This window comes from Acidobacteriota bacterium (assembly GCA_039030395.1).
In the GTDB taxonomy this organism is placed as follows: Bacteria; Acidobacteriota; Thermoanaerobaculia; order Multivoradales; family JBCCEF01; genus JBCCEF01.
Genome location: JBCCEF010000006.1, coordinates 189,651 through 204,243, shown reverse-complemented (window position 1 = coordinate 204,243; position 14,593 = coordinate 189,651). Strand labels below are relative to the sequence as shown.

The 14,593-nt window shown below is 61.0% G+C and carries 12 protein-coding genes; 8 read left to right on the top strand and 4 right to left on the bottom strand.

The features are described from left to right. Window positions 1–5: 5 nt before the first annotated feature. A complete protein-coding gene (locus tag AAF481_08735; GenBank protein ID MEM7481245.1) occupies window positions 6–371 on the bottom strand; it encodes a hypothetical protein in 366 nt (121 codons plus the stop codon). A gap of 249 nt (window positions 372–620) precedes the next feature. On the opposite strand from AAF481_08735, the gene AAF481_08730 reads away from it, so the two are divergent. Beyond that, a complete protein-coding gene (locus AAF481_08730; protein MEM7481244.1) occupies window positions 621–1,604 on the top strand; it encodes a hypothetical protein in 984 nt (327 codons plus the stop codon). A gap of 57 nt (window positions 1,605–1,661) precedes the next feature. Then, the gene (locus tag AAF481_08725; GenBank protein MEM7481243.1) at window positions 1,662–2,330 is read left to right on the top strand and encodes a hypothetical protein; all 669 of its coding nucleotides are present in this window, start codon (window positions 1,662–1,664) and stop codon (window positions 2,328–2,330) included. A gap of 171 nt (window positions 2,331–2,501) precedes the next feature. Here the strand turns inward: AAF481_08725 and AAF481_08720 are convergent, their stop codons facing one another. Then, window positions 2,502–4,415 carry a serine hydrolase gene (locus AAF481_08720; protein MEM7481242.1) on the bottom strand — a complete coding sequence of 638 codons (1,914 nt, stop codon included), beginning with the start codon at window positions 4,413–4,415 and terminating at the stop codon, window positions 2,502–2,504. 1,486 nt (window positions 4,416–5,901) lie between these two features. Here AAF481_08720 and AAF481_08715 point away from each other — a divergent pair. Continuing rightward, window positions 5,902–6,411: a sigma-70 family RNA polymerase sigma factor gene (locus tag AAF481_08715; protein MEM7481241.1), complete on the top strand. Its 510-nt coding sequence runs from the start codon at window positions 5,902–5,904 to the stop codon at window positions 6,409–6,411. Next, window positions 6,408–7,223 carry a hypothetical protein gene (locus tag AAF481_08710; protein ID MEM7481240.1) on the top strand — a complete coding sequence of 272 codons (816 nt, stop codon included), beginning with the start codon at window positions 6,408–6,410 and terminating at the stop codon, window positions 7,221–7,223. Before AAF481_08715 ends, AAF481_08710 begins: the two co-directional genes overlap by 4 nt. Here the strand turns inward: AAF481_08710 and AAF481_08705 are convergent. Further along, complete coding sequence (locus tag AAF481_08705) at window positions 7,180–9,000, bottom strand: CHAT domain-containing protein (GenBank protein MEM7481239.1); 1,821 nt, start codon at window positions 8,998–9,000, stop codon at window positions 7,180–7,182. The two genes, AAF481_08710 and AAF481_08705, sit on opposite strands and share 44 nt — an antisense overlap. Before the next feature lie 986 nt (window positions 9,001–9,986). Here AAF481_08705 and AAF481_08700 point away from each other — a divergent pair. From AAF481_08700 to AAF481_08690, 3 genes are all read left to right on the top strand, one after another. Further along, window positions 9,987–10,148, top strand: a complete 162-nt coding sequence (locus AAF481_08700; GenBank protein ID MEM7481238.1) for a hypothetical protein — start codon at window positions 9,987–9,989, stop codon at window positions 10,146–10,148. A gap of 96 nt (window positions 10,149–10,244) precedes the next feature. Beyond that, entirely contained in the window at window positions 10,245–11,270 is a 1,026-nt protein-coding gene (locus tag AAF481_08695; protein MEM7481237.1) for a malate dehydrogenase, read from the top strand. A gap of 47 nt (window positions 11,271–11,317) precedes the next feature. Continuing rightward, window positions 11,318–11,689 (top strand): hypothetical protein, encoded by a 372-nt coding sequence (locus AAF481_08690; protein MEM7481236.1) that lies wholly within the window; start codon window positions 11,318–11,320, stop codon window positions 11,687–11,689. Between the two features lie 28 nt (window positions 11,690–11,717). Here the strand turns inward: AAF481_08690 and AAF481_08685 are convergent, their stop codons facing one another. Next, complete coding sequence (locus AAF481_08685; protein MEM7481235.1) at window positions 11,718–12,911, bottom strand: CaiB/BaiF CoA-transferase family protein; 1,194 nt, start codon at window positions 12,909–12,911, stop codon at window positions 11,718–11,720. A 141-nt stretch (window positions 12,912–13,052) separates the two neighbouring features. Between AAF481_08685 and AAF481_08680 the strand changes: the two genes are divergently transcribed. Continuing rightward, window positions 13,053–14,489: an ATP-binding protein gene (locus tag AAF481_08680; GenBank protein MEM7481234.1), complete on the top strand. Its 1,437-nt coding sequence runs from the start codon at window positions 13,053–13,055 to the stop codon at window positions 14,487–14,489. Window positions 14,490–14,593: the final 104 nt, after the last annotated feature.

The following is a 14,593-nucleotide window of genomic DNA, read 5'->3' as shown; positions in this document are numbered from 1 at the left end:
TCTTCCTACTCTTCCGGCGCCGGCGGATCGAGGCTGGTTAGCCAGTCGAGAATGGTCTGCAACTCTTCGTCCGTACCCTTGTATTCGCGCTTGTGTTCCTTGCCGTCTAGTTCTTGCTGCTGGCGCAGGTAAGCCGCCAGGGCGACCGGGTCAACCTCCGGTAGTGGCCCGCCGAGTTCGGGACCGAGCAGCTTCTTGGATTTCGTTTTGGCCGCGATGCCCACGGCCGGTACGCCGTGGCAGAGGTTGCATTTGTGGGCCATGAAGCGTGTCGGGCCCTCGTCCGAATCGTCGGCTCTCACGGCACCGGACATCGACAGGACGATGAGCATCCCCATCGCCGTGAGGAGCGCCACCTTCTTTCTGGGCATTTCTAGAGCCTCCCTAGATCGATCCACGCACAGCGGGTGGAAGGCTGCATCGCCTGCCACCAGCCCCACGGCTCGCCGAACCGCCACATGCTGACCTTCCAGGCGGTGGCGGATCTCTGCTACTCATGCCACGCGGTCGTTCCGGGCTTCCACACCCGATTCACCTCCGACACGGTGTGCACCAACTGTCACTCCACAATCCACGGCTCGAACTTAGATCCAGCGTTCCTCAAGTAGAAGAAGGAGACCATGAACCTTGCGACCCATCGCTGGCTGGTCGGCTTCGCTCTGGCGCTACTCCTGTCGGCACCCGGACCCTTGGTCGCCGACGAAACGGACGACAAGCCCCTCACCGGAGGATTCCGCCTCGGCTACCGGCTGGTAGACGTGAACGGTGCCGAGACCAAGTACCGCGAAGACTTCGACCTTCAGGAAGGCGCCCACCTGTTCGAATTCGACCTCGAGATGGTGCCGACAGACGGCGGCACCCGTAAGGTGCTCGACCGCTTCGAGCTGGGAGCTTCGAATCTCGGCGGCGAGGCCTTCGAAGCCTTTCGCCTCAGCGCCGAAAAGCGTGTTGTCTACGATCTCGACTACCGCCGTACGGAATTCCGCTACTTCTACGAGGACACCATCGTTCCTCACTCGCTGGCGGACCCGCGGCTATCGGACGGCGGCGACTTCCGGGTGGGCTTCAAATACGCCTGGCTGAAGGTCACCCTGATCCTCGAGGAGTCGGTACGGAACTACGAGAACGCGGTGGAGGTTTTCCTGCCCGGGTTCTCCCTGGGGGAAAACACCACCAACAACACCACCCTCGACTTCTTCTTCCTCGACCAGCCCTACGAGTACACCGCACAGCAACACACGGTAAGGGTGAACGCCCGCCCGACGAAGCGCTGGCGAATTCAGGCCTCGGCGGCGGTTCAGAGCCTCGACCTCGACGTCGAGGCGACGGAGGAGTCCCAGGGCATCGCCTTCAACAGCCAACCATTCACCACCGATGTGCGCGGTGCCGGCGAGATTGAACGCGACCTCGACTTCTTCGATATCGATCTCTCCTCCCGCTTGAGCGATCGGGTGGGACTCATCGCCGGTGTCCGGCGCTACGAGCTGGACCAGGAAGGCGAGTTCGAATTCGATGTGGACGGGCGCGGCCTGTGGCAAATCGAGACCACCGGCTTCGAGTTGGGCGCCCAGGCCCATTTGACGCCCGAGTGGACCGTCTCTTGAGGGCTGCGCCTGGAGAGCCGGGACGCCACCTTCGGCCACACCACGGACGGATCGGCGGTGGACTCCGACGAGGAAACCACCGACCAGCAGGGCCTCTTCGCCACCGCCTCGTGGCGTCCAAACAAAGTCTTTCGACTCGAAGCGGATTTCGACGAAGCGTCCTATGACGACCCCTTCACCCTCTCCTCGCCCACCGACCGGCGGCACTACCGCCTCAAGGCGCGGCTGCGCTCGGAGCAAGGCCTTTTCGCTTCGGCGACGCTGCTGGCGCATCGCTTCGAGAACGACGACTCCGGCTGGACGGCGGATCGCGATCAATGGTCGCTGCGGGCGGGGTACCGGCGCGAGGGGATCCAGATCGACGGCGGCTTCACCCGCTTCGAGTCGGATCGCGCGATCGACCAAACGGTCACCACGAGGCCGGGCTTCGGAGGCGGAGTGCAGTTTCTCGTTTCGGTGCTCTACCAATCCGACGCCGACCTGTTCGATCTGCGGGGTCGCTGGCAGGCCCACGAGCGGCTGACCTTCGGCACCCACTTGCGCTGGTGGGACAACGAAGGGAGCTTCGCCAACGAGCGTCAGGACCTCGGCTGCTACGCTGACGTCGCCATCGCCAACGGCTACTCGGCGCGCCTCGCCTATCGCACCATCGACTACCAAGAGTCCGCTCGGTTCGACGACTACGACGCCGAGATCGTAGAGCTGTCGGTGGGATACCGCTGGTAGCGAGAGTTCGAGGCGATCGCTCAAAGGCCGCGGTGTTTCCTGGAGTGAAACGCCGCCGGCAACTCCGCCCGCAAAGGCGGCCCCCTCCTCTCGTGCGTCGACCCGCGACGACAGCACTCTCGCCGCGGGTCTATCAATCGCTCGACCTTCAACTCAGCGAAGCTGAATGGGTCAGTCCGCAGCGAGAGCCTGATTGAAGGACTTCCGCAACAGGCGGCACTTGTCCTGAGGAGGCGGTGAATTGAAGATCACTGAAGCTGTGATCCCATAGGGCAACTTCATCATGCAAGTCCGAGTTCCGGGCGAGCGAACGCCGCCATGCGAGTAGGCCGTACCTCCTCCTTCGACCAAGACTCGACCGTTCCATCCCGCCAGATCGCCATCCATTACTTCTTGATGTTCGGAACTCATCACAGAACGCGAGTACCTGAAGGCATCTGCGTAACGTGTCAGTTCTTGCGCAGACATATGAAGGCCACCCTGACCACCGCAACGTGCTGGAGGCGCCGACCTGAGCACTCCTCGCTCCGACGACTCAACCGACGGATACGAAAGAACCGGCGGAGCGCCCTCCAATGGCCAGCAGCCAACAAAGGGCATACCCTCGGGCGCTATAATCCGTGAGTTAAGATACTCCAGATACCTCTCACCGAAGTTTTCGCTCGTCACTTCTCCCGAAGGTCCATCGACCGCCCTCCATAACATGGGTATCAGCAGCCGCAAGAAGGCGTAGTTCAGATTGCTATAGGAGCGGTCCGCTCCGGGCTCAAGCCCCACTCCTACCAAACTGCGCAATCCATCCCATCGATGGTCAGCATCCCGAACTCCGATTCCCGATGTGTGCGTGAGCAGGTGTTTGAAGGACAAGTCCGAGGGCCCATTGCCGAAACCCGGTCCCCGCTCCCAATCCACTGGAAGCCAGGGACCGACTTTTGAGTCCACGGTCAGACCGTTCTGATCCAGCAGCTGATACAGAGCCACTGCACTGACGGTTTTTGTGACACTGCCTATCGTTGATCGCAACTGTGAGCTCATCGGCACCTCAGGGTCGGGAGATCGCTGAGCAAGACCGATCGATCCAGCAAACGCAAGTTGGCCATGTTGAGAGAACGCATAGGACATTCCAACTACATCTCCAGCAACGAGCGCCTCTAGCTCTTGCGCCATTCGCTTCAAGCTTGGGCCGTCGCGGGTGACATTGGGAGCGGGCCCAAAGGTACCCAGGTATTGGTATCGAGCGTTACCGACATAGGTCACTTCGAGATCGACGAGCACCTGACCTCTCTCAGCCAGCTCCGCCCACTTACGCCGGAAGCTCTGCCATGAAAAGGTACGCCAAAGCGCACGCTGAGGGCCACGGTGCCAAACACCTACATAGTGAATGGTTGAATCTGATCGTCGAGTCACATCCATATCTACCAATTGATATCCATCACGCGTCAAATTTCGCCACTTTGAGACGAACGCACTCCACGAGGAGAATCCAAAGAGGGATTGGTCATTCCCACCTCCGCGCCAGACTCCGAGATAGATAACTTGGCCATTGCGCTCACTCACATCGATATCGGCCAAGCGGAAGCCTCGGCGATTCAGCTCCTGCCATTTTTGGGTGAAAGCGGACCATGAACCGTACCGATAGAGCGCGTAGGGACCTTGTCCGGAACGCCATACACCGTAGTACCAGAATCGACCCCCATGGAAAACCCTCTCGGTGTCGATCAAGCGAAAGCCTTGCTGGCCGAGTTCTCTCCAGCGAGCCACGAAATTGGACCAGTTGTCATAGCGAAGAAGGTAGTAGCCATCGTTACCAGGCTTCCACACTCCCGCATACGTCGATCGACCATCCTCCACCACCACCTCAAGATCCACTAGGCGCAAGCCCGCGCCGTTCATGACACGCCAACGGTGCACGAACTCAGGCCAGGAATCGTGACGATAGGTAGCATGCCGACTAGCCGCTGCCTCTGTGCTGAGGGATTGTTCGTCCTGGGCGGCATGGACGCTGCCCTCCCCTAGTGCTATCTGTACGATCACAAGCAACACAATACGTTTAACCATTGCGACCTCCCAAAGAGAGTCGGCCAATCATTTGCCCTCCCTCGGTCTCGCCGGAAACCTGCGCCTCCACGCCGCGAGCAGCCAGATCCGAGAACAAACCGACGACCCACAGAGCTTTCGCAATACTTTTTGCAAATTTCATATGAATTCTCCTTGAATGTTTCCATCTGAAAAAGACACACCTCTCCTACAATAGGCACCTCCTTTGCCTGCCTACGATGAAATCGATGGGACCGCGTCTCGACCCAGACGCATTGCCTGGCTCTCGGCGGCCAATTCAGACTTGCTGCAGTGAACTAGAAGCGCCAGCCCAAACCAAAGGTTGCATTTAGCTGGATCTGGTCGTCCTCATTCTCATGTTCGTACCGGGCACCGAGGCCTGTCACTACGAACACGCGATGGGATACATCAGCCTCAACGCGTAAGCCTCCCACGGCCCCCAATCCATCCTCATCATCTGAATCAATGAAGCATGGACCCAGGGAAAAATTGGCTCGCGCCTTCCTATGACTTCCGATCTGATAACCCGCTCTCAAGTCAATGACCCTCACCTCTCGGGGATCTTGGACAACGGAGGGTCGATTGCCTCCACCAGAACTCGAACTGGCCACGAACGACTCGACATCTGCAGATTGCTCCTCTGAGGAGGTATCCGGTTCCTCCGTGCGGTTCAGCCCCAGTGACAAGATCCAGTTCCTTGCAAGCCGCAGGTCAACTTCCGCACCCACGCCGCCATCCAACAGACCAGAATTTCCTTTGGCGTACCTCACCTCTCCATAGAGCTTGATTGCATGAAGCTTAGGAGGACCATTGCTTACGGTCACAACTTCTGGTGGTTGAAGTGACGGTCGAGGACTATCTTCAGCCTCGGCCTCAGATGGTAGGACTTGCCCTTTCGGCCTAGCGCGTGTCGCTTCTCCTCGACAGATTTCAAAGCAATCTTCGAACGGTCGGTCGAACCCCTCACAAACCACTTGGAACACTATGTCCCTAAGACCGGAGCTAAGGGGCACTTCTGCAAAATATTCGCCCTGAACCGGCTGAATCGATTCCGCTCCTTCCGGTTCCAAGTGGGACCAATAGTAGACCCCTTTGACGGCGTCCTCGCATTTGGGCACCACCTGGACTCGCGAGACATTCGGATCCTGATCAGGGCCTGTGGGAACAAGCATCAGTTCGAAGTGTTTCGCCGTGTAAGACGAATCTCCGATACATCCCGCACTCAGGCTCAAAGGACTCAGGATTGCTACGGCTAGAGCAAGTCCAGAAGCGCCAAGAAACCATTTGGGCCCCCTGGGCCGAGTTCGACGACACGTACCTCCCATTTCCGTTGTGTGCATTACATCCCTCCAAATTGGATCTATGAGTACAAGGCTCAGCAACAGCCGCTGAGCGTTGTCTCTCCCTAAAGATGATTTGGGACTCGAAAGTACTCACGTAAGTGAGGCCGCAGGAAAGATAGTATTATCGGCACCGCTTGCTGGGTGGATCTTGCAACAAGGGGTAGAGCCGCATGGAAGACCGCTACTACGAAGAGCTCAGAGCGTCGTTGACCCGTGGGGTCAGGGCGCGCTACCCGTCTCTGTGTCCTCAAGATGTAGAGGATGTAGTCCACGAGGCGCTTCTGGCTACGATGAAGGTCCTTGAGCGCAAAGGTTCCGAGGTTCGGAACCCTTCAGCCTATGCATACAAGACGGCTTGTCATCGCGCGGCGGAGCTGCTTCGCAGGAGAAGCCGAGAGTTCCCGCCAACGGACGAGGCCGACTTCGACAACAGCCCAATAGATCAAGGGAACCCTGAGGTGGAAGCACGCTGGAGGGCTTCAAAAGGTCTGATCTATGATTGCTTGCGCTCGATGGACAACCAGGATCGGCGGCGCGCGGTCTGGCTTTTCCTCATGGAGTATCGCGCAAAAGAAGTAGCCAGAATTCACGGCTGGGATCGGCGCCGGGCTGAGAATCTCATTTATCGCGGCAGAAATGACTTGAAACGCTGTCTTGAAAGGAAAGGAGTGGGACGATGAGCTCTTCGCCCTGGACGGACGACGAGCTTCGGGCGATGCTCTTCGAGGCGGAGCCGGATGCACCCTCTCTCTCGGATTGCCCCGATGCTGATTCCATTCGGCGGGCCGCGGCTCTGGAGCTACCCAGGGATGAGATGCGCGGAATCGTGGACCACGCCTCCCAGTGCCCCGCCTGCACCCGAGCCTGGGGGCTCGCTCTAAACCTCGGCGCTCGCTCGAAGGCGGAAGGGATGAGTCTTCAATCTGAAGACAAAGCGGCCGCGGTCAGTATGCCGGTAGGCCCCGGAGATCTCGCCGCCGAACCTGAAACTTCGTTTCCATCCCTTTCTCTGGTGGCAGCCGCTCTGTCGTTCGTTGTTGTAGCGATGCTGCTGATCCCGACGTTCACCAAACCCGACCGGGTGCGAGGACCTTCCGAGCTGACCTCCACTCTCGGAGCGGACTCGGTTCTGACTTCGGACGAAGCGGTACTCCGCTGGCAAGGCATGGATAAGGCCGAGCGCTTTAATCTCCAGGTGAGCTGGACGACGGCGGAAGCGAGCGGCCTGGTGAAGGAGGTGACAGATGTGCCAGCGGCAAAGAGCGGAGAGACGACCTACCGCCTCACCGAGGACGACCTACGGGAGGTGCCGTCCGGAGCCCGCATCTTGTGGCGGGTGGCGGCGAAGAGTGGAGGGGGTCTCGACGAGAAGTTGCTGGGTGAGAAGACCTTCACGGCTCGCTTCGTACGTTCTGGTTCAACACCACCTGAAGCATCGCGTGATCCTCTCATTCCCGTCGGCGAGAGCGGCGGACATACGAAGACCCCATGAGGCTCAAAACGAGAAGGCCGAGGGAGGCGACGGCGACCTGCGGTACATAGGCCGGAAGGCTCGGCGATGGCTCGGGCTCGCGAAGGCCCCATGGGAAGGGAATCCACTCCGCGTCACCCATCACCCGTAGGGATCCCCACACGGAGGCGGGTGCGCCGGCCTGAATGCTTTTCCGCCGTACACGATGGAGGGCCTCCCCCACGCTCGAGCCCTCGCTCAGGTAGCCGTAAAAGGAGTCAACGGCGCGGGAGGTTTCGCGATCGGGAAGGTCGTTCTGGCTGGCCACCACCACCCGCGCCCCCGCTGCGAAGAAGGCGCGGACCAGACTGATGACTCCCTCACCGCGCACCAGCTTGCCGTCGGCGGTTCGGCAGGCCGCCAGAACCACCATTGGGGGAACCCGTTGGAGATCGAGGATGTCCGCCGAAGTCAAACGCCCATCCTCCCTCTCAGCTCCCGGGGTCAGTAGAATCGCGGACTGGTCGGGTTGGTTCGGCAAGGTGCAGGCGTGTGCCGCGAAATGGAGTATAGAGTAGCGGCCGAGGGATTCGGCTTTGAGGGCCGTTTCGGATGCCTCTTCTCCCTGTAGTAGATGCCCGGTTTCTCCCAGGCGCTCCAGGACGTTTCGACCCTCCTCGCGCGCGGCGGCTAACGGCGGAAGGCCTTCGCAGCGCGGGTCTCCGCTCAAGATCGCCGGATCCCGTTCGGACCCTCTCGCTGGCAGCTCGGGGTCCGCGAAGACCAGCACTGGGTTTGTTGCCTCCACGTTCCTCGGTTGGGATTTCCAGCCCAGCCAGAGGCCGGCCGAAGGCTGATACGAGATGCGGAACCGGTTTCCCACGGAGGCCTCCGCTCCAGAAACCGGTCGTAGGATTTCGAATGGAAGGCGATGGAGCACTCCGTCCGGTATCAGGACGAGCTCCTCGACCCCTTCAGGCAAGGCTTCAAGAGCTTCCGCGAGAACAAGGTCATAGAGCCGCATCAACAGCTCCTCAGCCTGGGACGGGTCGCCGAGATCCACCAGGCTTTCGACCAAAGGCTCGAGCTCGAGGCGGTCTGCCAAGGGGATCGCTCGAGTTCCTTCTCGAGTAACCACGAGGACCCAGGAGCCACCGAGCGACTCGCCGAAATGCCCCTGCTCGAGAGAGAGTTGGAACGACAGGAGGGCGGTCTCTTCATCGAGGGTCTCTTCGATCAACGCCAGCGTAGGTTTCCGGTTGGAGGTGTGGGCGTAGAGGTCACCGAGGCGCGCCGCCAACGATTCCTGAAGGGTTTGCGCCCGTTGGCGTTCGACGAGATCGAAGGCCAGCTCCAGGTCCGGCCGGAGAGGCTCGGGGTGCGCGGCGAGGAGCTCTCCGGCGAGCCACAGGTAGGGCTCCCAACGCGCCGCCAGAACCCCCATGCGCCCGGCGGAAGAGTCCTGCGCCAAGCGTAGCTCTTCGATTCCCTCGATGATTTTCAGCCCTTCGGCGCGGCCCGCTTCGACGTCGCCCTCCAGCCAGCGGATCCGAGCCCTTGCGAGCTCGACTCCAAAGGTGGTCCAACCGTCCTCAAACTCCTCCACAAGCCGGTCTGCTTCAGCCAGATGGACCTCGGCCTGCCCCAAGTTTCCAGCTCGGGCCTCCAGTTCGGCAAGGGCCCGGAGGCAATCGGGAAACTGCCTAAAACCTTCCTCCTGATGGACTGGAAGATTCAAGCACTCGTGGAGCAACAAACGGCCGACAGCGGGCTCTTCGAGCTGCCCCAGGAAGGCCAGACTTCGACCGACGAGAGCCATTTGCTCAGACTCCTTCGCCATGCGAAGAGAGCGCTTCGCTTTCTGTCGTGCCGATTCACGATGGGATGGCGTCGGCAGGTGGGCGGCGAGCTCGAATGCAGTTTCGAAGAGCGCCACTCTTGCCTGATGAGACGCTTGACCTCTCTTGGCCAATTCCTTTAGCTCCAGGAGTAGCGCTTCGGCGGCGTCGTAGCGCCCGAGTGAATAGGTAGCGCTGAAAGCTAAATGGAGCCACACTCGTTTGAGCTCATAAGGGGAGCCCTCGGCCTCCAGTGCCTGAGCCTCTGCTTCGCTCAAGAGGGTGAGCGCTGCATCCAGATGGCCTTCGAGCGTCAGGTGATCGGCCTCGACTACCTTGACCCAAGCATGAAGCAAGAGATCTAGAGAGGCTTCAACCTCCTGCTTCATAAGACGGATCTCATTTCCAGCCTTCTCAAGCTCACCTGTCTTGAGCAAGAAACCCGCTCGTCCCCGACGAGCAAGGATCTCGTTCCCGAGCTCGCCCCGCTCGTGAAAAAGCCGGGCAGCCTTGGCATAGCGTTCAGGAACTTGGGGGGAATCCGAACCCCATTCGAGAAATGCGAGATAGAAGTAGAGCCAGGGTTGGTCGGGAAACTCGCCGAGAAGCTGCTCCATGGCTTCGACCTTCTTGGCAGTCAAAGAATTCGCGAAGGCAAAGCACCGAGACGACTTTCGGGCACCCGGCGCATTTCGAAACTGGCTGACGCACCGGGCAAGGCTGGGCGACGCTACGGACCTAGGCCGCGTCTCATCCGCGCAAGCCGTTGGGGAGTGGCAAACTGCAATGGGCAAGATCAGAGAACAGGCGACTACGTTCTGAATCCAAACTCTCCAGTTTTTCGTCATGGTTCGGCGATTCTATTCCTTCGGACTCTCGCTTCTTCGACGGTTCACCAAGATGGGCTCTAGCCGAAGAACCACTCTCCCCCCCAACCTCCACTCATGCCGCCCTCGGAGCGGTGCTGATGAGCCTCGGGCTCACCAGGTTCGTCCACTACTTCGGCTGGCTGGAGCGGCTGTTACCCTCGCCGGTGACCACCTGGGCGGTGTTGCTGCTGGCGGTGGGCGTTCCGCTCATCGTGCGTGTCTTCCGGCGGGGTGGTTCCAGCCGCGGCGAGTCGCGGTAAGCTCTCGGGTGATGCGAGCACTCTACGTTATCCGCGGCCTCCAGGCCGCGACTGGCTCCGACGACATGCAAACTTTCTAGCGAGAAGATCCCTCCTATGACCGGTTCACAACCAGTTCCCGATCACGCAAACTCCCAACCGAATCAGCGCCCGGTGCGCGTCGCCATCACCGGCGCCGCGGGCAATATTGGATACGCCCTCGCCTTCCGCATCGCCGCCGGCGACATGCTCGGACCGGACCAGCCGATCTGCCTGCAGTTGATCGAGATTCCGCCCGCCATGGACGCGCTGCGGGGCGTGGTGATGGAGTTGAACGACTGCGCTTTCCCGCTGCTCCACGAGGTGATCGCCACGGATCACCTCGACGAAGGCTTCGCGAACGCCGACTACGCTCTGCTGGTGGGAGCGCGACCGCGCGGCGCCGGCATGGAACGCAAGGATCTGCTGGGAGCGAACGGCCAGATCTTCGCGCCGCAGGGGCAGTCGCTGAGTGGCCATGCCTCGCAGGACGTGCGGGTGCTGGTGGTCGGCAACCCGGCCAACACCAACGCCCTGATCGCCGCCTCGAACGCGGCCCGCCTGGACCGCCGCCAATTCACCGCCATGACCCGACTGGACCACAATCGGGCGATCAGCCAGCTGGCCGAGAGGACCGGCGCCCACTCGACGGAGATCCGCCGGATGACCATCTGGGGCAACCACTCCGCGACCCAGTTTCCGGACATCGCCAACACCCTGATCCGCGAGGAACCGGCGACGCTCCAGATCGATGGCGACTGGTACACGGAGACGTTCATCCCCACCGTGCAGCAGCGCGGCGCGGCGATCATCAAGGCGCGCGGCGCGTCGTCCGCCGCTTCCGCCGCTTCCGCCGCCATCGATCACATGCGCACCTGGGCTCTCGGCTCACCGGAGGGCGACTGGGTGAGTATGGCCGTACCGTCGGACGGCAGCTACGGTATCGCCGAAGGGGTGGTGTACTCCTTCCCCTGTGTCTGCAAGAACGGGGACTGGGAGATCGTTCAAGACTTGGAACTCGATGCTTTCCAGCGCGGCAAGATGGAGGCGACGGACGCCGAATTGCGTGAAGAGCGCGCCGCGGTGGAAGACCTGTTGACCTAGGCGGTCCGCAGTAAGAACCCGGCGGGCCGCCCAAAGGGAGGAACGACATGGGTGTGATGGACAAGATGGCCCGCTTCCTGCTGGCAGCGATCTTCGTGGTGTTCGGCGTGAACGGCTTCGTGGGTTTCCTACCGCCACCGGAGGCGGCACCGGACGGCGCCCAGTTCTTGGGCCTGATGATCGCTTCCGGCTACCTGGCGGTGGTGAAGGTCTTGGAGATCATCGGCGGTCTCCTGCTGTTGATCGGTCGGCTGCCGCTCGGCTTGACGGTGCTCGGCCCGATCGTCGTCAACATCGTCCTCTTTCACCTGTTCCTCGACCCCGCCAACATCGCCCTCGCCGCCGTGACGTTTCTGCTGTGGGCATTCTTGATGTGGCGGAACTGGTCGGCCTTCAAGCCGATCGTGCAGGGGAAGTAGGAAGAGTCTCGAAGCGAGGGCTGCGGCGTCAGATGACGGCGCGGCCCTCGAGGTCGGCCAGTTCCTCGTCGGTCAGCTTCAACAGGCCGGTCAGCACTTCGCGGGTGTGCGCGCCGATGGTCGGGCCGGGCCATTCGGTGCGGCCCGGGGTGTCTTCAAGCTTTGGCATCATCGCCGGAATTTCGAGCGCCCTGCCGCCCCACTCCACCTTCTCGAAGAGCCCGCGCGCCCGGTAGTGGGGATCTGTCGCCATGTCGGCGACGGAGTAGATCGGGCCAGCCGGCACTTTCGCCACCTCGAGGAGGTGGAGCACCTGCTCACGGGTGAGGGTGCTCGTCCAGGCGGCGATCGCCCGGTCGATTTCTTCTTGGTGCTCGACCCGGCCCTCGTTCGACGCCAAACGCGGATCGTTGCCCAGATCTTCGCGCCCCGCCGCCGCCATCAACCGGCGGTACAGGGACTCGCCGTTGGCGCCGATCACCACCTGCTGACCATCGGCGCAGGGGTAGGTGTTGGAGGGCACGACGCCGGTGATGGTCGAACCGGAGGGCTGGCGCACCTCGCCGAGGCGATCGTACTCCGGCACCACCGCCTCCATCAGGTTGTAGACCGATTCGAAAATCGACACGTCGATGCGCTGACCCCGACCGGCGCCGGTGCGCTCGCGGTGGAGCAGAGCGAGGAGAATCCCCAAAGCCGCATGCAGGCCGCAGAGGGAATCCCCCAGGCTGAGATTGGCGCGCACCGGCGGCTCGCCGGGGTTGCCAGTGACGTAGCGCAGCCCACCGAAGGCCTCGCACACCGAGGCATAGCCGGGCTGGGAGGCGTAGGGGCCCGTCTGCCCGAAACCGGAGACTCGGGCGACGATCAATTTCGGGTTGTCGGCCTCCAGCACCTCCGGCGCCAGGCCCCATTTCTCCAGAGTCCCGGGGCGGAAGTTCTCGATCAACACGTCGCACTCCCCGGCCAGCCGCCGCGCCAGCGCACGGCCCTCTTCCCGCCGCAGGTCCAGGGTGATGCACTTCTTGTTGCGCCCCAGGGTGGACCACCAGAGGGACGTGTCGCCGTCCATCTTCCGAAATCGCCGCACCGGATCTCCCTCCGGCGGCTCGATCTTGATCACCTCTGCTCCGAAGTAGCCGAGGACCGTGCCGGCGAAGGGTCCGGCCATGAGCTGGCCCATTTCGAGCACGCGAAGGTCGTCGAGGGGGCGGGCAGACATAGAGACAGAGGATAGCTCTTAACGGCCCAAAATCAAAATAGAGACAGTCGACATTGCTTATCTGTGGATCTGGCGGTTAAGATAAGTGAACTTGCCCTATTTCGCATTCGGGGTCGCCGAAGAACTCTCTGGAGCGAAGCCATGCTGGATATTCCCAAAGAGAAAGTCCTAGAACGACTACGCCTAGACAACCCCTGGTGGCGAAAACCGCATCAGATTCCGAAGCACTTCGTCGAGGTCCGACCCAGACCCTACATCGAGCGCCTCTTCCCTCTGGTGACTCAGCGAGACATTCGACGCGCGGTCGTCCTGATGGGACCTCGGCGCGTGGGCAAGACCTACCTCGTCCATCACACGATTGGCCGACTGATCGACGAAGGATTCGAGCCTCACAACCTGTGCTACGTCTCGATCGACAACCCTCTATACCTCGGGCTCTCCCTACAGACGTTTCTGGAACTGTTCGCGGAGGCGACCGGCGATGATCCAAGCACCGAAGCTTTTGTCTTCTTCGATGAGATTCAGTATCTCAAGGATTGGGAACAACATCTGAAAACGCTGGTGGACTCCTACCCAACCCTTAGAGTCGTGGTGTCCGGATCCGCCGCCGCTGCCCTTCGATTGAAGAGCCGCGAATCTGGAGCTGGCAGGTTCACGGACTTCTTTCTTCCACCGTTGACCTTCTATGAGTATCTCCAGATCCTCGGTGAGGAGCCTCCCGTCGACGTGGAAATAAAAGACGATATCGGGATCTACACCGCCACGGATCTCGAGGCCTTGAACCGATCCTTCGAGGACTATGTTCAGTTCGGCGGTTACCCTGAGGTCGCCACTTCGACCGAGATCCAGGAGAATCCGAGCCGCTTCATCAAAAGTGACATCATCGACAAAGTGCTGTTGCGCGATCTCCCCTCGCTCTACGGTATCTCCGACGTGCAGGAACTCAACGCCTTGTTCACCTCCCTCGCCTTCAACACCGCAGGAGAGGTTTCCCTCGAGCAGGTCACCCAACGATCCGGCGCTGCCAAAGCGACCATCAAGCGCTACATCGAATACCTACAGGCGGCCTTCATGATCCGCATCGTCCATCGAGTCGACGAGAGTGCACGGACCTTTCAAAGGGTCCGCGCCTTCAAGGTCTATCTCACCAATCCTTCGTTGCGGACCGCCCTCTTCGGCCCAACCCAGGACGAACGTGTCTTCGGTGCTCTAGTCGAAAACGCGATCCTCGCCCAGTGGTTCGCCGCCGAAGGGCTTCATCTGCACTATGCCAGGTGGAAAGACGGAGAAATCGACCTCGTGAACCTTCTCGGCCATCGCGTGGACTGGGCCGTCGAAGTCAAGTGGTCAGACCGTCATCGCCGTAGCCTCGGTCTACTCAAGGGACCACTGGACTTCTGCGCGAAGAACAACGTAAGTACCTTGGTCACCACAAGCCGGACCGCCCAAGGAGCGGAGACCCTCTCGAACATCCGGATCGTCTACTGGCCGGCGGCCCTGTATGCCTACGCCGTCAGCCACTCGCAGATCAGCACAAACGTTCATCAACTGGAAGTGCGATCACCGGAATCACTGTAGAATCTCCGTCCGAGGCACGATGGCTCGTGATCACGACGAAGCCCGCGCCAACGGACACCCCACCGACCCCTCTCCAGCATGGATCACCGCTGCTCTTCGGAAGT